Below are 21,796 nucleotides of genomic sequence, written 5' to 3' on the forward strand. Positions count from 1 at the left end.
GTCGACGGGGGCGGGACGGCGGGACCGGCCGACGCCGGCGGGTGTCGGGCATGGGGGGCTCCCTCCGCCTACGCGAGCTTCGCGCCGTCCGCGAGCCGGGCGCCCCGAGCCCAGTCGGCGGCCGGCATCTGCTTCTTGCCGAACGCCTTCACCTCACCCAGCCGCACCGGGACGGTCCCGGTGCCGACGAGGACGTCGCGCTTGCCGACCGCGAGCTGGCCGGGCGCGAGGTCGGGTCCGTCGACGACCGGTGCCACCGGCCCGAGCTTGACCCGCTCGTCCTCGAACGTCGTCCACGCACCGGGTGCGGGCGTGCACGCCCGGACCCGGCGGTCGACCGCGGTCGCCGGCTCGTGCCAGGCCACCCGCGCGTCGTCGACGGTGATCTTCGGCGCGAGGGTGACCCCCTCGGCCGGCTGCTCCCGGGCCTCCAGCGAGCCGTCGGCCAGGCCGTCGAGCGTGGCGACGAGCAGCTCGGAGCCGCCGGTGGCCAGCCGGCCGAGCAGCTCGCCCGCCGTGTCGGTGGCGCGGATCGTCTCGGTCATCACGCCGAACGTCGGCCCGGCGTCGAGCTCGCGGACGATCCGGAACGTGGTGGCGCCGGTGACCTCGTCGCCGGCCCAGATCGCGTGCTGCACCGGAGCGGCGCCGCGCCAGGCGGGGAGCAGCGAGAAGTGGAGGTTGACCCAGCCGTGGACCGGGATGTCGAGCGCGCTCTGCGGGATCAGCGCCCCGTAGGCCACCACCGGGCAGCAGTCGGGACCGAGCGCGCGCAGCCGCTCCTGGAACTCGGGGTCGCGCGGGTGCTCGGGCTTGAGGACCGGGACGCCGAGCTCCTCGGCCCGGGCCGCGACCGGGCTGGGCGTGAGCCGCCGGCCCCGCCCTGCGGGGGCGTCGGGCCTGGTGACCACGCCGACCAGCTCGTGGCGGGACGCGGCCACCGCGTCCAGCGCGGGGACGGCGACCTCGGGGGTGCCGGCGAAGACGACACGCAGCGACGGGTTCATCGACGGGTCACCGCCCGAACCCGCCGGTCGGGTGGGGCGAGACCTTGACCCGGGGCCGCTCCAGGCCGAACCACTCCGACTCCCGGATCTCCTTCATGGCGGCCTTGCGTGCCGCCGGGTCGAGGCGGTCGACGAAGAGGATGCCGTCGAGGTGGTCGGTCTCGTGCTGCAGCGCGCGCGCCAGCAGCTCCGAGCCCTCGATCCGCACCGGCTCGCCGTGCATGTCGAACCCCTCGGCCACCACCCGGAGCGCCCGCCGGCAGTCGAAGGTCAGCTCCGGGATCGACAGGCAGCCCTCGGGGCCGTCCTGGAGCTCGTCGGAGAGCGTCAGCCTCGGGTTGACGAGGTGGCCCACCTCGCCGTCGACGTACCACGTGAACACCCGGAGCCCGACGCCGATCTGGGGGGCTGCGAGACCCGCCCCCCGGGGCGTCGAGCATGGTGTCGGTCAGGTCGCCGACCAGCTGCCGGAGCTCGGCGTCGAAGTCGACGACCTCGGTCGCCGGCTTGCGGAGCACGGGGTCGCCGAAGAGGCGGATCGGTCGGATGGCCACGCGGGTCAGTCTAGGAGGTGCCCTAGATCTCGAGCGGGTCGACCTGGATGCGCACCGGGTCGAGCTTGCGCGCCGAGCGCAGCCGCTGCAGCTCGGCGAGCGCGCGGGACAGCTCGGGTCCCTCGCTGCGCGGCACCCGGACGACGGCCCGCTCCTCCGGGTCGTCGCCGGGGCGGGCGGGGGGCAGGGTGAGCGGCCCCAGCACCTCGGCGTGCTCGGGGCGGCCGAGCAGCGTGAGGGCGTCGTCGAGCGCCCCGGGGTCGCCGGTCATGGTCGCGACCCGGGTCGCCGGCGGGAGCCCGGCCTCGCGCCGGTCGTCGGCCTCCCGAGCAGCGAAGCCGGCGTGGTCCCAGCGGACGAGCGCCTGCAGGGCCGGCGCCCCCGGCTCGCCGACGGCCAGGGCCCGACCGCCCGGCCGCAGCAGCCCCACCGCGTTGGCCCAGCGGCGCAACGCCTCCTCGGCCGCACGCATGCTGTCGCGTGCGAGCAGCAGCCACGTGTCGAGGAGCACGACGACCGCGTAGCCGCCGTCGGCGACCGGCTCGGCTCCCGGGGTCGCCACGACGATCCGGCGCCCGTCGGGCACGCTCGCGCGGACCCGCTCACCCGACGAGGTCACGACCGGCACCGGCGCGAACGCACGGCCGAGCTCGTCGGCGGTGCGGGCGTCGCCGACGACGGGCGCCCGCAGCCCGTGGCCCCCGCACTCGCCGCACGTCCATCCCGGGGCCTCGGTGCCGCACCAGCGGCACTGCGGCGGCGTCGTGGCGCCGGTGAGCTGCAGCGGCCCCGCGCACCGGCCGCAGCGGGCGGGGGTGCGGCAGCGGTCGCACGCGAGCGCGAGCACGTAACCCGCGCGCGGCGTCTGCACGAGCACCGGACCTCGTTCGAGCCCCCACCGGATCGCGTCGTGCGCCTCGGTGGGCACGCGTGCCGGGTGGGGGTCGCGGCGGAGGGCGTGCTCGGAACCGCCGGCGACACCGACCAACGCCCGACGGCGCACCTCGGCGCGCGGCATCGCGAGCTCGCGGGCCCAGCCGGAGCGCAGCAGCTGCTCGGCCTCGACGCTGCGGCCGAACCCGCCGACCAGCGCTGCGGTGCCCTCGATGCGGGCCCGCTCGAGCAGCACCTCGCGGGTGTGGGGGGTAGGGCGCCCGCGGCTCCGCGTGCAGGTCGTCGCCGTCGTCCCACACCACCACCAGGCCGAGGTCGTGCACCGGCGCGAACGCCGCCGACCGCGTGCCGACCACGATCCGCCGCGCTCCCCTGCTCACGAGCAGGAAGTCGCGGTGGCGAGGGCCGGGCCCCGGCCCGGCCCGGAGGGTGACGTGCTGGTCGTCGCCGAGCAGCTCCCGCAGCGCGGCGTCGACGCGACCGACGTCGCGGTGGTCGGGCACGCACACGAGGGCGCCGCGGCCGCCCCCCGACGCGGCCGCGGCGAGATGGGCGATCATCAGCGGCCAGTCGTCGCCGGGAGCCGCCGCCCACACGGCCCGCGGGGCGCCGCCGTCGCGCAGGTGGCGCAGGAAGGCGCCGGCGGTCGGGTAGGCGGCCCAGGCCTCCTCGGCGCCGGTCACGGCGGGCGGGGGCGTCGCGGGCCGCGCCGGCTCCTTCTCGACCGTCGCGTGCCGCGGCGGCACCGCGAGCCGGCGTACGTCGGCGCTGGTGCCGGCGTAGCGGTCCGCCACCCGCCGGCACAGCTCGGCGACGGCCGGGGTCAGCACCGGCTCGGCGCTGACCACCCGGCGGATCGGGGCCAGCCGGCCCGGGTGGTCGCTGGCGTCGGTGCGCTCGACCACGAACCCGTCGACGTCCTGGCCGGCGAACCGCACCTTCACCCGCACCCCCGGGCGCACGTCGTCGGCCATCCCGGCCGGGACGGCGTAGTCGAAGGTGCGGTCGAGGTGGGCGAGGGGCAGGTCGACCAGGACCCGCGCGACCGGCGCGGTCGCCGCCGGCTCGACGGCGGCGGCCTGCCGGGCCCGGCGCGCGCGGGCCCGCTCCCCCGACGCCCGGGCGGCGGCCCGCACCAGCCCCGGCAGGGCGGTGTCGGGCTCGTCGGGCGTCATGTGCAGATGTCTAGCAGCAGGGCGCGACACGCGGCGCGCCCGCCGCCCGTCCCTGTGGACGGCAGCGGCGGGCGCGTGCTCGTGGGTGCTGGTGGCCTGGTCAGACCCCGGCAGCGGCCCGGAGCGCGTCGGCGCGGTCGGTGCGCTCCCAGGTGAAGTCCGGCAGCTCGCGGCCGAAGTGGCCGTAGGCGGCGGTCTGCGCGTAGATCGGCCGCAGCAGGTCGAGGTCGCTGATGATCGCCGCGGGCCGCAGGTCGAACACGTCGAGCACGGCCTCCTGGATCTTCTCGTCCGCGATCACACCGGTGCCGAAGGTCTCGACGAACACGCCGACCGGGGCCGCCTTGCCGATCGCGTAGGCGACCTGCGCCTCGCAGCGACGGGCCAGGCCCGCGGCGACCACGTTCTTGGCCACCCAGCGCATGGCGTACGCCGCGGAGCGGTCGACCTTCGACGGGTCCTTGCCCGAGAACGCGCCGCCGCCGTGGCGGGCCATGCCGCCGTAGGTGTCGACGATGATCTTGCGGCCCGTGAGGCCGGCGTCGCCCATCGGGCCGCCGGTGACGAAACGGCCGGTCGGGTTGACGAGGAGCCGGTAGCCCTCCGACGGGATGTCGAAGGTCGCCAGCACCGGGTCGATCACGTGCTTCTTGATGTCCGGCTGGAGGGTGTTCTCGAGGTCGATGTCGTCGGCGTGCTGGGTGGAGAGCACCACGGTGTCGATCCGGACCGGGCGGTTGTCGGCGTCGTACTCGATGGTGACCTGGGTCTTGCCGTCGGGACGGAGGTAGTCCATCGTGCCGTCCTTGCGGACCGCCGACAGCCGCTCGGAGAGTGTCTGGGCGACCTTGATCGGCAGCGGGAACAGCTCCGGGGTGTCGTCGCAGGCGTAGCCGAACATCAGGCCCTGGTCGCCGGCGCCCTGCTGGTCCTTCTCGTCGGCGGACTCGCCGAGCCGCGTCTCGTGCGCGGTGTCGACGCCCTGGGCGATGTCGCCGGACTGGCCGCCGATCGCGACCATCACGCCGCAGGTGGTGCCGTCGAAGCCCTTGTCGGAGTGGTCGTAGCCGATCGAGAGGATCCGGTCGCGCACGACCTGCTTGACGTCCACGTACCCGGACGTGGTCACCTCACCGGCGACCACCACGAGGCCCGTGGTCAGCAGCGTCTCGACGGCGACCCGGCTCTGGGCGTCCTGCGCCAGCATCGCGTCGAGGACCGAGTCGCTGATCTGGTCCGCGATCTTGTCGGGGTGACCCTCGGTCACGGACTCAGAGGTGAAGAGGCGTCCAGCCACAATTGTCTCGCTTTCGGTTCGGGCGACATCGGGGCCTCACCGGGCCCGCAGCCGGTCCAACGATACGAGGACCGGCGGGTGATGGTACGGCGTCTCAGGGTCTCACGCGGTGGGGAACCGGGCGACGACCTCGTCCCAGATCCGGTGCGCCAGGGCACCCTTGCTCCCCCGCGGCACCTCCGTCGCGCCCCCGTCGGCGGCCAGGATCACCGCCTCGGTGTCCTCGGCCCCGAAACACGGCGCCGCCGCTGACGTCGTTGAGCACCAGCAGGTCGCAGCCCTTGCGGGCGAGCTTGGCGCGGGCCAGGTCGAGCACCGAGCCGGTCTCGTCGCCGGTCTCGGCGGCGAACCCGACGACGACCGTCGCGGGCCCGGGCCGGTGGGTCGAGAGCTCCTTGAGGATGTCGGGGTTCTGCTCGAGCTCGATGGTCGGCGCCGAGCCGTCCGCGGCCTTCTTGATCTTGGTGCCGGAAGTGGTCACCGGCCGGAAGTCGGCAGGGGCCGCCGCCATCACCACCGCGTCCGCGCCCGCCGCCGCGGTCAGCACCGCGTCGCGCATCTCGGCGGTCGACTCGACCCGCACCACCTTGACGCCGGCGGGGTCGGGCAGCGAGACGTTCGCCGAGACCAGGGTGACCGCGGCTCCGCGCGCCGCGGCGGCCCGTGCCAGTGCGTGCCCCTGGCGGCCCGAGGACCGGTTGCCGAGGAACCGGACCGGGTCGAGCCGCTCCCGGGTGCCGCCGGCGGAGACCACGACGTGGCGGCCGGCCAGGTCGAGGTCGGCGGCCGGTTCACCCGGTCCGCCCTGGCGGGCGAGCACGTCGAGGCAGAGCGCGAAGACGTCCTCCGGCTCGGGCAGCCGGCCCTTGCCGGTGTCGGCGCCGGTGAGCCGGCCCTCCGCAGGCTCGACGACCAGCACGCCGCGCGAGCGGAGCGTCGCGACGTTGGCGGTCGTGGCGGCGTTCTCCCACATCTCGGTGTGCATCGCCGGCGCCAGCACCACCGGGCACCGGGCCGTCAGCAGGGTGTTGGTGAGCAGGTCGTCGGCGAGCCCGTGCGCCGCCTTCGCCAGCAGGTCGGCGGTGGCCGGCGCGACGACCACCAGGTCGGCCGCCTGGCCGATCCGGACGTGCGGCACCTCGTGCACGTCGTCCCAGACCTCGGTGGCCACCGGCTTGCCCGAGAGGGCCGCCCAGGTGGGGGCGCCGACGAACCGCAGGGCGGCCTCGGTCGGCACCACCGTCACGTCGTGCCCGGACTCGGTGAACCGCCGCAGCAGCTCGCACGCCTTGTAGGCCGCGATCCCGCCGGAGACGCCGAGGACCACCCGCGGCCGGTCCATCGGGGCGCTCAGATCACTCGGTCGGCTCGGTGTAGGCCGCGTCGGCCGCAGCCTGCGCAGCCGCCGCCTCCTCGGCGGCGAGCTCGGCCGGGTCGACGTCCTCGCAGGTGAGCAGGTCGCCGTTGATCTCCCGGAGCGCGATCGAGAGCGGCTTCTCCTGGACGTGGGTCTCGACCAGCGGGCCGACGTACTCGAGGAGGCCCTCGCCGAGCTGGGAGTAGTAGGCGTTGATCTGGCGCGCCCGCTTGGCGCTGTAGAGCACCAGCTTGTACTTGCTGTCGGTCTTGGTCAGCAGCTCGTCGATCGGGGGGTTGGTCACGCCCTCGGCGGCGATGTTGGGGGCAGCCACGCGGATAGCCTCACAAGTCGTTGGGATCGGGGGCCCGGTCGCCGTCGACGGCCGGACCGAGCGTCATCAAGGCTACCAACTCGGTCGCCGCATCGTGAACTTCGTGGTTGACGATGGTCACGTCGAACTCCGCCTCGGCGGCGAGCTCCTCGCGCGCGGTGGCGAGCCGACGGTCGCGTTCCTCCCCCGTCTCGGTGCCGCGGCCGACCAGCCGGCGCACCAGCTCGTCCCACGAGGGCGGCTTCAGGAAGACGAACAGCGCCTCCGGCATGGTCCGGCGTACCTGCCGGGCGCCCTGCAGGTCGATCTCGAGCATCGCGGGACGGCCGGCGGCGAGGGCCTCCTCCACCGGGCGCCGCGGCGTACCGTAGCGGTGCCGGCCGTGGACGACCGCCCACTCGAGCAGCTCGTCGCCGGCGACCATCCGGTCGAACTCGGCCTCGTCGACGAACAGGTAGTGGACGCCGTCGACCTCGCCCGGCCGGGGCGCCCGCGTGGTCGCCGACACCGAGATCCAGACCTCGGGGTGGTCCTGCCGCACGGCCGCGGCCACGGTGCCCTTGCCGACGGCGGTCGGGCCGGCCAGCACCACCAGCCGCGTCGGTGCGGGACGCGGGTCAGTCACCTGGAGCGAATTCGCGTTCCAGCGCGGCGACCTGCTTCGCCCCGAGACCGCGGACCCGGCGCGACTCGGCGATGCCGAGCCGCTCCATCATCTGGCGGGCCCGCACCTTGCCCAGGCCCGGCACCGACTGCAGCAGGTCGACGACCTTCATCTTGCCCACGACCTCGTTGGTCTGCCCCTCGCGCAGCACCTCGGAGATCGACGCACCGGAGTTCTTCAGCCGGTTCTTCACCTCGGCCCGCTCGCGCCGGGCGGCGGCTGCCTTCTCCAGGGCGGCCTGGCGCTGTTCAGGGGTCAGTGGGGGGCAGAGCCACGGGTGCGAGTCCTTCTGTCCGGGTCGAGCGGCGCCGGGGAGCTGAGCGCCTGAGCGGTCAATGTAGTCAGGGAGCCGACGGGGCGGCAACGCGAGGTCGGCCCTCGGTGGCCCCGGGCACCCCTGGGCGGCCCTGGGCGACCCTGGGCGAGACAGAACGGCCTCACAGGGCCAGCGGCGTCTTGCAGACGTCACGCGCGTGCTGCTGCACGGCGGCCATCGCCGAGCCGGTCGTGGTCGAGACGAGGGCCTGGGCCGCGGCGTCGATCGCCTGCCGCTGCGCCGGGGTGGTGCCGGGCGGCGGCCGTCTGCGGTCGTACGTCGCCGGGTCGACGCCCGCGGCCTCGAGCGCGTCGACCAGCTGCCGGGTGCGGGCGACCACGACCGTCCACTCGTCCGCGATGTCGTCGGGTGAGCGCTCCGCCAGTGCCTCGAAGCTCGGCAGCGCCGCGACCAGCCCGGTCCGGCCACCCGCCGCCATCGCCTCGCCGATCGCCGCCTGCTGCTGCTCGACCTCGGCGCAATAGCCCTCGAGCTCCTCCGGGACCGCGTACGGGTCCTCCTCCCCCGCGGCCGCAGCCGGCGGCCGCTGCGACCGCGAGGACCACGAGGACCGCGGTCGCGACGCGCGCGCCGACCCGCCGCATCACCCGAGGGTGCTGCGGAGGTCGTCGGTGGCGCGCTCGACCGCGCTCCGCATCGCAGCCGCGTCGGGACCGAGCCGGAGCACCCCGCGGGACGAGCTGGCGACCACGTGCCGCGCGGACGGCCCGAAGATCCGGCGGACGTCGGCGGCGGCGCCGCCCTGCTCGCCGTACCCCGGGGCCAGGACCGGGCCGTTGATCGCGAAGTCCAACCCGCTGCCGTCGATGGTGGCGCCGACGACCGCGCCGAACGAGCCGAGCGGCCGGGTGCCGGCGTTGAGGTCGCGCAGGTGGGCCAGCATCGTCGAGGCGACGGTGCGGCCACCGAACTCGTCGGCCGTCACCGCGTGCTGCACCTCCGGGCCCTCCTTGTTGGAGGTCGCTGCCAGCACGAACAGGCCGGCGCCGTGGCGGCGGGCGGTCTCGACGAACGGAGCCAAGGAGCCGAAGCCGAGGTAGGGGCTGATCGTGACCGCGTCGGAGGCCAGCGGCGACCCGGGGTCGAGGTAGGCCTCGGCGTAGGCCTGCGACGTCGAGCCGATGTCGCCGCGCTTCACGTCGAGCAGCACCAGCGCCCCCGCAGCCCGGGACTCGGCGACCACCCGTTCCAGCACGGCGATCCCGCGGCTGCCGAAGCGCTCGTAGAACGCCGACTGCGGCTTGACGACCGGGCAGAGCGGTGCCACGGCCTCCACCGCGGTCAGCGCGAACCGCTCCAGGCCCGCGACGGTGTCGTCGAGGCCCCAGTCGTGCAGCAGGCCGGCGTGCGGGTCGATGCCGACGCAGAGCTGCCCGCGGCTCTCCAGCGCTGCGGCGAACCGCTCGCCGAACGGTGTCGTCGTCATGGTCACAGTCCCTCCAGGATCCGGCGCGGCCACGTCGGGCCGCCGTAGACGAGCGCGGTGTAGGCCTGCACCAGGTCGGCGCCGGCGGCGAGGCGCTCCCTGCGCGGCCGCGGCGTCGGACACACCACCCACGCCGATCAGGGCCGGGCCCGGACCGACCCGGTCACGGAGAAGCCGCAGCACCTCGGTCGCCCGGGCGCGCAGCGGCTCCCCCGGAGAGCCCCCCGGCGCCGGCGGCGGCGACCTCGTCGGAGGGGCTGCGCAGGCCGTCGCGACCGGTCGTGGTGTTGGTCGCGATGACGCCGTCGAGCTCCAGGGCGACCGCGAGGTCGGCGACGGCGATCACGTCGTCGTCGGCGAGGTCGGGGGCGATCTTCACGAGCAGCGGCACCCGCCGGCGGCCCGCGTCGACAGCGGCGCGGTCGGCCACCCGCCGGACGTGGCCGAGCAGGGGCTCGAGCTTCTCCACCGCCTGGAGGTTGCGCAGGCCCGGGGTGTTGGGCGAGCTCACGTTGACGACCAGGTAGTCGGCGTGGGGCGCGAGCAGCCGGGTCGACGCCTCGTAGTCGGCCTGCACCGCGGCCTGGTCGTCGTCGGGCACGACCTTGGACTTGCCGATGTTGACGCCGAGCACCGGGCCCCGGGCCGGCGCCGGCGCGCGACGAGGCGCCGGGCGACGGCCGTCGCACCGTCGTTGTTGAAGCCCATCCGGTTGACCACCGCGCGGTCGGCGGGCAGCCGGAACAGGCGCGGGCGCGGGTTGCCGGGCTGGGCGAGCGCGGTCACGGTGCCGATCTCGACGTGGCCGAACCCGAACGCGCCGAGCGCCTCGAACACGCGGCCGTTCTTGTCGAACCCGGCCGCCAGCCCCAGCGGGTTGGGGAACTCCAGCCCCATCACCCGCACCGGCCGGTCGTGCGGCACCCGGAGCCGCCGCAGCACGGGAGCGCCGGCCCGGAGGGCGTCGATCGCCCGGTGGTGGGCGACCTCGGGGTCGATGCGGGACAGTCCGTGGTCGAAGACCGCCCCGTAGATCAACGGTTCCACTCCTGCAGCGGCCGCACGCCCACGTCGCCCCGCTTGAGCGCCTCGATCCCGTGGACCGCGGCGCCGAGCCCCTGCACGGTGGTGATGCACGGGATGTTGGCGCGCACGGCCGCGGTGCGGATCTCGTAGCCGTCGAGCCGGGCCGCACCCCCGCCCGACGTGCCGTGCGGGGTGTTGACGACCAGGTCGACCTCGCCGTCGAGGATCAGCTGGACCGTCGTCTTCTCGCCGGCCGGGCCGGGACCCTCGAAGTGCTTGCGCACCACGGTCGTCTCCACGCCGTTGCGGCGCAGCACCTCCGCGGTTCCCTGGGTGGCGAGGATCTCGAAGCCCGCGTCGGCCAGCACCTTGATCGGGAAGACCATGTGCCGCTTGTCGCGGTTGGCCATCGACACGAACACCCGGCCGCTGGTCGGCAGCGACCCGTAGGCCGCGGCCTGCGACTTGGCGAACGCGGTCCCGAAGTCGGTGTCGAGACCCATCACCTCGCCGGTCGACTTCATCTCCGGGCCGAGCACGGTGTCGACCTGGCGGCCGTCGGGGGTGCGGAACCGGTTGAACGGCATCACCGCCTCCTTGACGGCGATCGGCTGCTCCGGCGGCAGGTTGCCGCCGTCGCCGGCGGCCGGGAGCACCCCGTTGGCCCGCAGGTGGGCGATCGACTCGCCCATCATCACCCGGGCGCACGCCTTCGCCAGCGGGGTCCCGGTGGCCTTCGACACGAACGGCACGGTGCGGCTGGCGCGCGGGTTGGCCTCGAGCACGTAGAGCACGTCGGAGCCGAGCGCGAACTGGATGTTGATCAGCCCGCGCACGCCCACGCCGCGGGCGATCGCCTCGGTCGCCTCGCGGATCCGCCGGATCTCCGACTCCCCCAGCGTGATCGGGGGCAGCGCGCACGAGGAGTCGCCCGAGTGGACGCCGGCCTCCTCGATGTGCTCCATCACGCCGCCGAGGAACAGCTCCTCGCCGTCGAACAGCGCGTCGACGTCGATCTCGACCGCGTCGTCGACGAACCGGTCGACGAGCACGGGGTGCTCGGGCGTGACCTCGGTGGCGCGGGAGATGTAGTCCTCCAGCGACCGCTCGTCGTACACGATCTCCATGCCGCGGCCGCCGAGGACGTACGACGGCCGGACCAGCACCGGGTAGCCGATCCGCTCCGCGATGGCACGGGCCTCCCCGAAGCTGGTCGCCATGCCGTGCTGCGGCGCGACCAGCCCCGCCTCGGCCAGCACCCGCCCGAACGCGCCGCGCTCCTCGGCGAGGTGGATCGCCTCCGGCGAGGTGCCGACCACGGTGACGCCGTTGTCCTTCAGCCCCTGGGCGAGCCCGAGCGGCGTCTGCCCGCCGAGCTGGCAGATCACCCCGGCCACCGGACCGGCCTGCTGCTCGGCGTGCACGATCTCGAGGACGTCCTCGAGGGTGAGCGGCTCGAAGTAGAGCCGGTCGGAGGTGTCGTAGTCGGTCGAGACGGTCTCGGGGTTGCAGTTGACCATCACGGTCTCGTAGCCGGCCTCGCTCAGCGCCAGGCAGGCGTGGACGCAGGAGTAGTCGAACTCGATGCCCTGCCCGATCCGGTTGGGGCCGCTGCCGAGGATGATGACGGCCGGCTTCTCGCGCGGCGCGACCTCGGTCTCCTCGTCGTAGGAGGAGTAGTGGTAGGGCGTGCGCGCCGCGAACTCGGCCGCGCAGGTGTCGACGGTCTTGTAGACCGGCCGGATGCCGAGCGAGTGGCGGACGCCGCGGATGACGTCGGCGCTCATCCCGCGGATCCGGCCGAGCTGGGCGTCGGAGAACCCGTGCCGCTTCGCCTTCCGCAGCAGCTGCGGGGTCAGCTCGGGCGCGTTGATCAGCTCCTGGGCGGTCTCGTTGACCAGCATCAGCTGGTCGACGAACCACGGGTCGATGCCGGTCGCCTCGAAGACCTCCTCGGGCGTGGCGCCGGCGCGGATCGCGTCCATGACCTTCTTGAGCCGGCCGTCGTGCGGGCTGGCGACCTCCGCCAGCAGCGCCTGCTTGTCGAGGTCGACGAAGTCCTTGTCCCCAGTCGAACGGCGCGTCCTTGCTCTCCAGCGACCGCAGCGCCTTCTGCAGCGCCTCGGTGAAGCTGCGCCCGATCGCCATCGCCTCGCCGACCGACTTCATGTGGGTGGTCAGCACCGGGTCGGCACCCGGGAACTTCTCGAACGCGAACCGCGGCACCTTCACCACGACGTAGTCGAGGCTCGGCTCGAAGCTGGCCGGCGTCTCCGCCGTGATGTCGTTGGGGATCTCGTCGAGCGTGTAGCCGATCGCCACCTTGGCGGCGATCTTGGCGATCGGGAAGCCGGTCGCCTTCGACGCCAGCGCGGACGAGCGGGACACCCGCGGGTTCATCTCGATCACGATCAGCCGGCCGTCGCGCGGGTTGACGGCGTACTGGATGTTGCAGCCGCCGGTGTCGACGCCGACGCTGCGGATGATGCCGATCGCGAGGTCGCGCATCTTCTGGTACTCGCGGTCGGTGAGGGTCATGGCGGGCGCGACGGTGATCGAGTCGCCCGTGTGCACGCCCATCGGGTCGAGGTTCTCGATCGAGCAGACGATGACGACGTTGTCCTTGGGGTCGCGCATCACCTCCAGCTCGTACTCCTTCCACCCGAGGATCGACTCCTCCAGGAGCACCTCGGTGGTCGGGCTGGCGTCGAGGCCGGCGCCGGCGATCCGCCGCAGGTCGTCCTCGTCGTAGGCCATGCCGGAGCCGGTGCCGCCCATCGTGAAGCTGGGGCGGACGACGACCGGGTAGCCCAGGTCCTCGACGGCCTGCAGGCAGTCGTCCATCGAGTGGCAGATGGCCGACTTCGCGACCTCTCCCCGAGCTCCTCGACGATCTTCTTGAAGATCTGCCGGTTCTCGCCACGGTCGATCGCGTCGATCGACGCGCCGATCAGCTCGACGCCGTACTTCTCGAGCACGCCGGCCTTGTCGAGGGCGACCGCGCAGTTGAGGGCGGTCTGCCCGCCGAGCGTGGCGAGCAGGGCGTCGGGCCGCTCCTTGGCGATCACCTTCTCGACGAACTCAGCGGTGATCGGCTCGACGTAGGTCGCGTCGGCGAACTCGGGGTCGGTCATGATCGTCGCCGGGTTGCTGTTGACCAGCACCACCCGCAGCCCCTCGGACCGCAGCACCCGGCACGCCTGGGTGCCGGAGTAGTCGAACTCGCAGGCCTGCCCGATGACGATCGGCCCGGAGCCGATGACCAGGACGCTCTCGATGTCGGTGCGCTTCGGCATCAGACCTCCTTGGCCATGAGCTGGCAGAACCGGTCGAACAGGTAGCGGGCGTCGTGCGGGCCCGCGGCGGCCTCGGGGTGGTACTGCACCGAGAACCCCTTCAGCGGGCCGCCCTCGCCGTCGCGCAGCTCGAGCCCCTCGACCACGTCGTCGTTGAGGCAGACGTGGCTCACCGACGCGACGCCGTACGGCGTGTCGGTCGGGCGGTCGAGCGGCGCGTCGACGGCGAACCCGTGGTTGTGGGCGGTGACCTCGACCTTGCCGGTGGTGCGGTCCATCACCGGCTGGTTGATCCCGCGGTGGCCGTAGCCGAGCTTGTAGGTGCCGAACCCGAGGGCGCGGCCGAAGAGCTGGTTGCCGAAGCAGATGCCGAAGTAGGGGACGCCGGCGTCGAGCGCCTGCTCGAGGACGCCGATCTCGTGCACCGTCGCGGCCGGGTCGCCCGGACCGTTGGAGTAGAACAGCCCGTCGGGCTCGACGGCGAGGACGTCCTCGATCGTGGAGGTCGACGGCAGCACGTGGACCTCGATCCCCCGCTCGGCCATCCGGTGGGGCGTCATCGCCTTGATGCCGAGGTCGAGGGCGGCGACGGTGAACCGCTTCTCCCCGTGCGGCCGCACGACGTAGGGCTCCGGCGTGGTCACCTCGGCGGCGAGGTCGGCACCCTTCATCGGCGGTTGGCTGCGCACCCGCTCGAGCAGGGCCTCCGGGTCGGTCTCGGTCGTGGAGATGCCGACCCGCATCGCGCCGCGCTCACGCAGGTGCCGGGTCAGGGCGCGGGTGTCGATGCCGCTGATCCCGACGACACCCTGGGCGACGAGCTCCTCGTCGAGGGAACGCCGCGACCGCCAGCTGCTCGGCCGGCGGGCGGGGTCGCGGACGACGTAGCCGGCCACCCAGATCCGGCGGGACTCGAGGTCCTCGTCGTTGACCCCGGTGTTGCCGATGTGCGGGGCGGTCATCACCACCACCTGGCGGTGGTACGACGGGTCGGTCAGGGTCTCCTGGTAACCGGTCATGCCGGTGTTGAAGACCGCCTCGCCGAACGTCTCGCCCTCGGCGCCGTACGGCTCGCCGTGGAAGGTGCGCCCGTCCTCGAGGACCAGGATCGCGGTGCCCGGGCGGCCCGGGCTGGCAGCGGCATGCGGTGGCACGCGCCGTACCTCCTTCTCCGCCTCACGGGACGGATCGTTAAAGGATGTCGGACGGGCCCCAGCCTAACAGCGGCGACCCCCGCAATGACACGCGCCCGGGCCGGTCCGGTCCCCGGTGGAGGCTGGTCAGAGGCCGGACGCGTGGGCGATGCCCACCTCGAGCGACGAGGCCCACGACGACAGCTGGACCAGGACGGGCAGCAGGAGGGCGCGGACGCGGGCGGGCGCCGTCGACCCCGGCCGCAGCAGCTCGCGGGCCGCGACGTCGAGGCCGTCGGGCGACCAGGTGAGCTCGCGGTTGCGGAGCAGGCGCCGCACCGTGCGGCACACCCGGCCGGCGAGCCCGCCCGACGCCGCCCAGACCCGGGCCTCCAGCCGGGGCGACGGCCGCTCCTGCAGCAGGTCGCACAGCAGGGAGCGGAACTCCCCGCAGTCCAGTCGCGGCACGGCGACGACGACGTCCGGCGCGCCGGCCGGGACGACCACCCGGTTGCGCACGGGCACGACGAGCACCCGCTCGGTCGCAGCGGCCTCGGCGCGCAGGCGCTCCGCCTCGACCGCGTCGACGGCCACCAGCTCGGGGCACAGCTCGACGGCGGCGACGACACCGGCCTCGGCGACCAGCTGCCGCGCGCGGCGGGCGATCGTGCCACGGCCGGCGCCCGGCTCGCCGTAGAGCCAGACGACGCCGCCGGGCAGCGGCCCCCGGCGAGGCGGCTGATCGCCGACGCCGCCTCGGCAGCGAGGTCGTGGTGGAAGAGCGGCGGTGCGAGCCGCTCCTCCTGCCCGGCGGTCACGACCTGCAGGTAGAGCGCACGGGAGCGGGGCGACGGCTGGACCCCGTAGGTCTCGTCGAGGTGGCGGCGCAGGCGCTCGAAGGTGTCGACCACCCGCTGGGTCTCGCCCAGCCCGGCGTAGGCGGTCATCAGGGCGAGCGCGGACTCCTCGGTGCTGGCCTCGGCGTCCGCGGCACGGGCCAGCTCGAGGCTCTCGCGCATCCAGCCGAGCCGGGCGCTGGCCGCCGCACCGTCGAGGAGCGCACGGCACCGCAGCTCGCGCAGCTCGTCGCGCAGCCGGTAGACGGCGTCGCACGAGCCGCCGCCGACCACGAGGTCGCCGCCGAGCCGGTCCGCGACGTCCCGCGCCAGGGCGGCGACCTCCCGGTCGTGGCCGCCGCGGCGGGCGGCGTCGACGGCCCGCACCGCGTCGCGGAGCTCGGCGACGTCGGTCAGCACGTCCCCCAGGCTGACCAGGTCGCCCGACCTCCGCACGCCCTCCGGGCCGACGATCTTGCGCAGGTGGGAGACGGCCGTCCGGAGGCTGCCCCGACCGTGGTCGGCGTCCGCGTCGGGCCACAGCTGGGCGATGACCTGGTCGGCACACCTCCAGCCCGGACTGCCGGCGAGGAGCAGCAGCAGGTCCATGACCTTCACGGTCGGCAGGGCCCGGACCTCGACGTAGGTGCCGTCGTCGCGCAGGAACGCCATCTTTCCCAGCAGCCACGCTCTCCCCATGACGACCTCCTCCGTCCGCGCCGACTTCTTTACCCACCGCGAACTGAACGCCCGTGGTCGCCGCGGCCCGGGCGTACCGAGGTCGAATCCGCAATTTTGGGTAGAGCCGTCGGAGCAGCGAGCGGCCCGGACCGGCGGTGCCGGTCCGGGCCGCGTCGCTTCCCGTGTCAGCGGGCTACCTCAGCGGGCCGCCACCTTCCCGGAGACGGTCGCGGCGCCGTGGCCCACGCCGTTCCAGGCAGTGACCCGCACCCGGTAGGTGCCCTTCGGCAGCCGGATCGAGACAGCCGCCGTGCCGGTGGTCACCCGGCGCACCGCCTTGACCTTGCCGTTGCCTGCCCGGGTGACGACCACCCGGTAGCCGCGGAGGTCCGAGCCGCCGGTGGTCGCCGGTGCCGACATCCGCACGGTCACGGTCCGAGCGCCGCCCCGCGGACCGGGACGGACCCGGACGCCCGGCTTGCCGGGCGCGACGACGCGGATCCTCACCGCTGCGGAGGCACGCTCCTCGGTGAATCCCTCGTCGTCGGTGAACCGGACGAGCGCCCGCACCTTCGAGCCCCGCAGCCGGTCGGTGACCGTCAGGCGCTGCCCGGTGGCCACGTCCTCCCAGCCGCCGGCCGCGCGCTGCTGCCACACCCAGGTGAGATCACCGACGCCGTCGGCGTCGGCGACCGTCCCGCCCGAGACGGCGAGGACGGTGCCCCGTGCCGCGAGCCGGACCGCGGGGGCTCCGGTGGCGGCGTTGTTGACGGGACCGTCGGCCACCTTGACCGGCTCGCTGTGGCCCGAGTCGGGTCCGGCGCCGGCGTCGTTGACCGCCTTGACCGAGAACCGGTAGGTGACGGCCGGGTCGAGCCCGTCGACGAGCAGGCTCGTCGCCTCGGCACCCGTGGACCGGGTGTCGACCACGGCGCCCCTGCGCAGGACGTTCACCCGGTACCCGGTGATCGGCGCGCCTCCGTCGTTCTCCGGGGGCTGCCAGGTCACCGTGATGCCGGCGGCCGTGCGCTGCAGCGACAGCAGTGCCGGAGCGGCAGGCGGCGTGACCTCCACGCCGGACCCACCCGCGATCCGGTTGGGGAGCCGGTTCCGACTCGGCGCGCTCCGCCGTGCCGTGGTCGTCGGTGTAGGCCGCGACCACGCGGAGGAACCGGTTGCCGTGCGCGTCGGCCGGGATGAACCCCGTGATGTTGTAGGGCTGCGTCGCGACCGTCGTCCACGGACCTCCGGGCGCCGGCGCCGTCTGCCACTCCCACACGAGGGTCTCGCCGGCCTCCTCGAGGCCGTCGTCGTCGGCCAGGCCCGAGGCGCTGACCCGCTGTCCGACCACCGGGTTGTCGGTGCTCAGGACCGGCCGGGTCGGCGGGTCGTTGACGCCGACCACACCGGCCGTCGTCACCGGCGACAGGATGGACCGCATGACCCCTTCCTCGTCGAGGAAGGTCACCTCGAGGCGCAGCGCCGTGTCGAACTCGGCGTCACCGGGCACCAGGGTGCCCGTGCACGTCAGCTCCTGACCCGTCGTCGTGCAGTCGGCCGCCCGGTCGATCCGCTGCACGCCCGCCGTCAGCCAGTCGCCGAGCCCGTTGACGTCCTCGAAGTCCGTGGCGCTCCAGCGGAACTGGATGTCCCGCGGGTCCGCCACCCGGCTGCTGTCGAAGGTCACCGTCCCGGTCACGGGCTGGTCCTCGACCGGCGCTGCGCCCTCGTAGGTGATGGCGGCGGTGCCGTAGCTCCCCGCACGGCTCCATCGTGGCGAGCACGAAGCAGCCGTTGGCGAACCGGACGAGCTCCACATCGTGGAGGATGTCCTGGCCCTCGGCCTCCTCGGCCTCCTCGTCGGTCAGGTTGTGCGCGACCTCCCAGTAGCCGTCGCCCAGGTCGCGGATCGTGTACTGAGCGCGATCCGCGCTGAAGACGGCCGTGTCGAGCACCCCCTCCTGGTCGGGGTCGACCGCGATCTCCCGGACGATGTCGATGGTGCCCGGGTCGATCGTCCCGTCGAAGATGCCGGCCTGGAGGGCCGGGTCGGACGCGTCGTCGTACCGGACCCCGTCGACCACGAGGTAGACGTCGAGGTAGGCGTCGCCGTCGACGAAGTCGTCGCCGACACGGGTCTCGAACAGGTCGCTCCCCGAGCCGCCGAGCAACAGGTTGCTGACGCCGTCGGTGTCGAAGCCGATGTGCTGCACCATGAACCGCTCGGCGTAGTTCTGCACGTGCCCGGGGTCGAGCAGGGCCTGCAGCCCGTCGATGCGGTCGAGCGACGCCTGCGTCATCTTGTGCAGGTTGAGCTCGGAGTCGGGCAGGTCGTCGACCGACGTCGCCATGCCGCGGAGGACGTCGTCGCCGCCGCCGCCGGAGACCGCCTCGACCAGGTCGAACCGGTCGCGGAGCGCCTGGTTGTCCGGCCGCTGCAGGGTGGTGAACCGGAGGTCCACGTCGACACCGGTCTCGTCACCACGGTAGGTGACCCAGTCGTAGCCGTGCATGCCCTCCATCCGGTCGGTGCCGGCGCTGCGCCCGATCAGGATGTCGTCGCCGCCCTCTCCTTCCATGTCGTCGTTCCCGGCGCCGCCGTCGACGATGTCGTGGCCGCCGTGCGGGTTGTTCTGGAACTGGTTGGCGTTGTCGCCCTGCAGCAGGTCGGCGTGCGCGCCGCCCTGCAACCAGTCGTGGCCCTCGCCGGCGAAGACGGTGTCCCGCCCGTTGCCGCCGACGACGACGTCGTCACCGGTGCTGCCGAAGACGGTCTTGAAGTCGTTGCCGGTGGTGACGAAGTCGTCGCCGTGCCCGAGCAGGACCAGGTCGTCGCCGGAGCCCGCCTTGATGGCGTCGTTGCCGAAGCCGCCCTTGATGTTGTCGTCGCCGAAGGTGTCGGTCAGGATGTCGTCGCCCTGGCCGCCGACGTGCGAGTCGTTGCCGGAGCCGCCCTCGATGCGGTCGTCCCCGCCGTAGCCCCACAGCGCGTCGTCACCCTGGCCGCCGCGCATCCGGTCGGCCTCGGTGCGGTTGCCGTGGATCTCGATGTGCTCGTCACCGTCCCAGCGCCAGGTGCCGTCCGGCGCCTGGGTGAGGCCGGTCGGCCACGGCGTGGGCAGGTTCTCCAGGTCCAGGTAGGGGTCCTGGATCGCGAAGATGTCCGCCGGCAGCAGCGAGGCGTCGGTGTTGCGCTGGATCAGGCCCGAGAACGAGTTGCCCTCGAGCGCCGAGAACAGCTGGTTGCCCTGGTTGCGGAACAGGTAGTAGAACCGGTCGCCGAACTGCAGGTCCTCGATCTGCTTCTCGAAGACGTAGTTGAACGTCGACCCGAGCATGCCTCCGAACGGCTCCAGTGCCTCGGCGAGGCCGCCGACCCAGAAGTCGACGTTCTCGAGGCCGGTGTTGGTGCCCTCCGGGACAGCCCAGCTCCCGGTGCTGTTCATGAACGCTTCGCGGTCGCCGGGCGCGCCTGCTCCCCCGTTGACGAGGAGGTCGGCCGCGGCGCGCCTGGCCGCGACCGTCGCGGCGCCGGCCACCGACGGGTGCGTCCCGTACGCCGCGACGAAGTTGACCAGCGACGCGTTGGGGTAGTTCGTCTCCCGGCCGAAGTTGTCGCCGTTCTTCAGGCTCAGCCCGAAGTCGATCCAGCTGCTGTACGGCTCCAGCATCGGGTCGCCGCTCTCCTCGAAGAAGGTGCGGCGGGCCACCTGCAACGGCGGGACGCCGGCGTCGCGGCTCCGGGCGATGTTGATCGTCGCCAGGTCGAGCGGCAGGCCGAGCAGGTTGTTGCGCAGGGTGCCGATGACCAGCTCGTCGATCTGGCCCCCGACCTGGTTGGTCGTGCCGTTGATGATCGCCCCCGCGGCCTGCTCCGGCGTCAGGGCGCCGTCGTCGTCGTAGGCCCGTGGGTTGAGGAACCCGTCGAGCAGGCTGACCGACCCGACGTCGGTACCGGGCAGGTTGCGCTCGATCTCCTCGGTGAGCATCGAGTGGCCGAACCGGTAGACGACGTGCGCGTACTCGGCGCTGATCGCCGGGTTGATCGTGGCGTCGTAGCTGTTCTCGTTCAGCACGATGGCGTCGATCGCCGGCTGCACCTTGCGGGCGAACTCCTCGAACACCAGGTGCTGGTACTGCATCTCGGTGGAGAACCGGGCCGCCTGGAAGACCCGCTGCTCGTAGGACCAGTCGTCGGCCTCGGGCCCGGAGGGCAGCGGCTCGCCGAGCAGCTCGTCGTAGTCGTTGGCGAGGCCCTGGAACGCCTTCTGCAGCTCCTCGTTCCCCGGCTCGTCGAGGATCTCCTTGATCTCGCCCGCCATCCGGTTGTGCTCGGAGTGGAAGACGTGGTGGACGGCGGTCAGCCCGATGTTCTCGTTGCCGCGACCGTCGCCGGTCACGAAGTGCTCACCCAGGGCGACGTTGTCGTAGCCCGGCGGCGCGTTCGGGTCGGCGTTGGGGATCGGTGTGGCGCCGTTGGCGATGTCGTCGAGGAACGCGTGGCCCGTGCGCAGGGCGTCGGTGGTCGCGACCGCGGCACCGGCGTCCCCTTCGACGGCGCCGTCCTCCGTCATCAGCTGCGGGAACCCGTCCGGACCCGGCACGAAGTTGCCGTAGAGGTCGGTGGCCAGCATCGGGACGTCGAGCACGTCGGTGTCGACGAGGTCGATGCCGAGGACCTCCCGCGCCTGCCGCTTGACGTCGTTCCAGGTGGGCAGCCCGCCCACCCCGCCGCCGGGGAGCGTGCCGTCGAGCATCCGGCCGGTGTCGTGCGGGCGGCCGTCCACGAGCTCGTACTCACGCAGGAAGACCTGGTGCGACGGGTGGGAGGTGTAGGTCTGGTTCTGGTCGATGTACGGCGTGGTCTGGTTGTTGTGCTGGTCGTCGGGCGTGCCGAGCTCACCGTCCGGGCCCGGCAGCCGGGTCGCCCGCGTCAGCATCAGGAACCGGCGGGCGGGCGGGAGGTCGTCCTCGGTGCCGGCCTGGCCGTCGGGGCCGGCGATCAGCGGGTCGTCGGGCTGCAGCGGGACCACGATCGTGCCGTTGCCACCCTTGTCCACGAGGTCGAGGCCGTGGTCGAAGAACTGCCCGAAGAACGTGAACCACGCGTTGAACGGCGCGGAGAGCGCCTCGTCCGGGGCGCTGTTGGGCACGAAGACCTGACCGTTCTCCAGCGTCGCCGGCTGTCCTGCGGCGACCGAGGCCTCGTAGGCGTTGAGCGCGGCCGGGTTGGCCTCGGACTGGTCGACGATCAGGTTGCTGATCATCCGCGGGTCGGAGTCGTACACGAACCCGGACGTCTGCGCGTAGCAGGTCGGGGCTGCGCCCTCGCACGGGTCGGTCGCACCCGGCGGGTTGGGCGGCGCACCGGTCGGCGGCGCCTCACCGGGCCGCCACGCCGGCGGCAGCATCTGCCGGAACGGCTGGTCGGAGGCCCCGTACGTCGGGTGCGCGAGGTTGTTGAACGACCCGTCGACGGTGCGCAGGCCGGTCGGCAGTGCCGGGTCGGTCACGCACTTGCCGCTGGTGTCGGTGGGTTCGTCGCACAGCAGCCGGTTGCCGGCGGCGTGCGACTCCGCCACCTGGATCTGCTTCAGGATGTGCTCCAGGTCCTCCTCGATGAGCAGGAAGTCCGGATCCGTGTCCGTGACGGCCGCGGCCGGCACCGCCCCGAGGCCGACGCCGCTGACCCCGCAGGCCAGCACGGCGATGCCCCCGAGCACGCGCCGGACACGTCGTGCCCGTCGCGTCGTACTTCTGACGTCCTTCGTCATGTGAG

The 21,796-nt window shown here is 73.5% G+C and carries 18 protein-coding genes and 1 pseudogene; all 19 read right to left on the bottom strand.

The genetic code is table 11. The features are described from left to right. Nucleotides 1–68 precede the first annotated feature (68 nt). Entirely contained in the window at nt 69–995 is a 927-nt protein-coding gene (gene fmt / locus MF408_RS23065) for a methionyl-tRNA formyltransferase (RefSeq protein WP_240252133.1), read from the bottom strand. Between the two features lie 19 nt (nt 996–1,014). Next, nucleotides 1,015–1,389 carry a peptide deformylase gene (locus MF408_RS23070; protein WP_240249557.1) on the bottom strand — a complete coding sequence of 125 codons (375 nt, stop codon included), beginning with the start codon at nt 1,387–1,389 and terminating at the stop codon, nt 1,015–1,017. Nucleotides 1,390–1,583: 194 nt separating this feature from the next. Beyond that, complete coding sequence (locus MF408_RS23075; RefSeq protein WP_240249558.1) at nt 1,584–2,180, bottom strand: hypothetical protein; 597 nt, start codon at nt 2,178–2,180, stop codon at nt 1,584–1,586. Continuing rightward, nucleotides 2,164–3,630, bottom strand: a complete 1,467-nt coding sequence (locus tag MF408_RS23080) for a hypothetical protein (protein WP_240249559.1) — start codon at nt 3,628–3,630, stop codon at nt 2,164–2,166. Before MF408_RS23080 ends, MF408_RS23075 begins: the two co-directional genes overlap by 17 nt. Before the next feature lie 100 nt (nt 3,631–3,730). Further along, on the bottom strand, nt 3,731–4,927 hold the full coding sequence (metK, locus tag MF408_RS23085) for a methionine adenosyltransferase (RefSeq protein WP_240249560.1): 1,197 nt from the start codon (nt 4,925–4,927) through the stop codon (nt 3,731–3,733). A 94-nt stretch (nt 4,928–5,021) separates the two neighbouring features. Next, complete coding sequence (gene coaBC / locus MF408_RS23090; RefSeq protein WP_240249561.1) at nt 5,022–6,269, bottom strand: bifunctional phosphopantothenoylcysteine decarboxylase/phosphopantothenate--cysteine ligase CoaBC; 1,248 nt, start codon at nt 6,267–6,269, stop codon at nt 5,022–5,024. Nucleotides 6,270–6,282: 13 nt separating this feature from the next. Further along, nucleotides 6,283–6,618: a DNA-directed RNA polymerase subunit omega gene (gene rpoZ / locus MF408_RS23095; protein WP_275693275.1), complete on the bottom strand. Its 336-nt coding sequence runs from the start codon at nt 6,616–6,618 to the stop codon at nt 6,283–6,285. Between the two features lie 10 nt (nt 6,619–6,628). Then, complete coding sequence (gene gmk / locus MF408_RS23100) at nt 6,629–7,243, bottom strand: guanylate kinase (RefSeq protein WP_240249562.1); 615 nt, start codon at nt 7,241–7,243, stop codon at nt 6,629–6,631. After that, on the bottom strand, nt 7,236–7,541 hold the full coding sequence (gene mihF / locus MF408_RS23105; protein WP_240252135.1) for an integration host factor, actinobacterial type: 306 nt from the start codon (nt 7,539–7,541) through the stop codon (nt 7,236–7,238). Before mihF ends, gmk begins: the two co-directional genes overlap by 8 nt. A 178-nt stretch (nt 7,542–7,719) precedes the next feature. After that, nucleotides 7,720–8,037: a hypothetical protein gene (locus tag MF408_RS23110; RefSeq protein WP_240249563.1), complete on the bottom strand. Its 318-nt coding sequence runs from the start codon at nt 8,035–8,037 to the stop codon at nt 7,720–7,722. A gap of 165 nt (nt 8,038–8,202) precedes the next feature. Further along, a complete protein-coding gene (pyrF, locus tag MF408_RS23115; RefSeq protein ID WP_240249564.1) occupies nt 8,203–9,045 on the bottom strand; it encodes an orotidine-5'-phosphate decarboxylase in 843 nt (280 codons plus the stop codon). Nucleotides 9,046–9,047: 2 nt separating this feature from the next. Beyond that, the gene (locus MF408_RS26180) at nt 9,048–9,173 is read right to left on the bottom strand and encodes a hypothetical protein (protein ID WP_275693276.1); all 126 of its coding nucleotides are present in this window, start codon (nt 9,171–9,173) and stop codon (nt 9,048–9,050) included. A gap of 35 nt (nt 9,174–9,208) precedes the next feature. Next, nucleotides 9,209–9,646 carry a hypothetical protein gene (locus MF408_RS26185; protein WP_275693277.1) on the bottom strand — a complete coding sequence of 146 codons (438 nt, stop codon included), beginning with the start codon at nt 9,644–9,646 and terminating at the stop codon, nt 9,209–9,211. Next, on the bottom strand, nt 9,553–10,083 hold the full coding sequence (locus MF408_RS26190; protein ID WP_275693278.1) for a hypothetical protein: 531 nt from the start codon (nt 10,081–10,083) through the stop codon (nt 9,553–9,555). The genes MF408_RS26185 and MF408_RS26190 overlap by 94 nt, the downstream gene beginning before the upstream one ends. Next, nucleotides 10,080–13,367 (bottom strand): annotated as a pseudogene (gene carB, locus MF408_RS23125) (carbamoyl-phosphate synthase large subunit). The gene MF408_RS26190 and the pseudogene carB overlap by 4 nt, the downstream one beginning before the upstream one ends. After that, nucleotides 13,367–14,521 (bottom strand): glutamine-hydrolyzing carbamoyl-phosphate synthase small subunit, encoded by a 1,155-nt coding sequence (gene carA, locus MF408_RS23130; RefSeq protein ID WP_240249565.1) that lies wholly within the window; start codon nt 14,519–14,521, stop codon nt 13,367–13,369. The pseudogene carB and the gene carA overlap by 1 nt, the downstream one beginning before the upstream one ends. 126 nt (nt 14,522–14,647) lie before the next feature. Further along, nucleotides 14,648–15,613 (bottom strand): hypothetical protein, encoded by a 966-nt coding sequence (locus tag MF408_RS23135; protein WP_240249566.1) that lies wholly within the window; start codon nt 15,611–15,613, stop codon nt 14,648–14,650. 602 nt (nt 15,614–16,215) lie between these two features. Next, on the bottom strand, nt 16,216–17,091 hold the full coding sequence (locus MF408_RS23140; RefSeq protein ID WP_240249567.1) for a fibronectin type III domain-containing protein: 876 nt from the start codon (nt 17,089–17,091) through the stop codon (nt 16,216–16,218). 425 nt (nt 17,092–17,516) lie between these two features. Next, the gene (locus MF408_RS23145) at nt 17,517–21,791 is read right to left on the bottom strand and encodes a peroxidase family protein (protein ID WP_240249568.1); all 4,275 of its coding nucleotides are present in this window, start codon (nt 21,789–21,791) and stop codon (nt 17,517–17,519) included. Nucleotides 21,792–21,796: the final 5 nt, after the last annotated feature.

Origin of the sequence: Nocardioides sp. TF02-7 (genome assembly GCF_022437945.1) — a bacterium.
In the GTDB taxonomy this organism is placed as follows: domain Bacteria; phylum Actinomycetota; class Actinomycetes; order Propionibacteriales; family Nocardioidaceae; genus Nocardioides.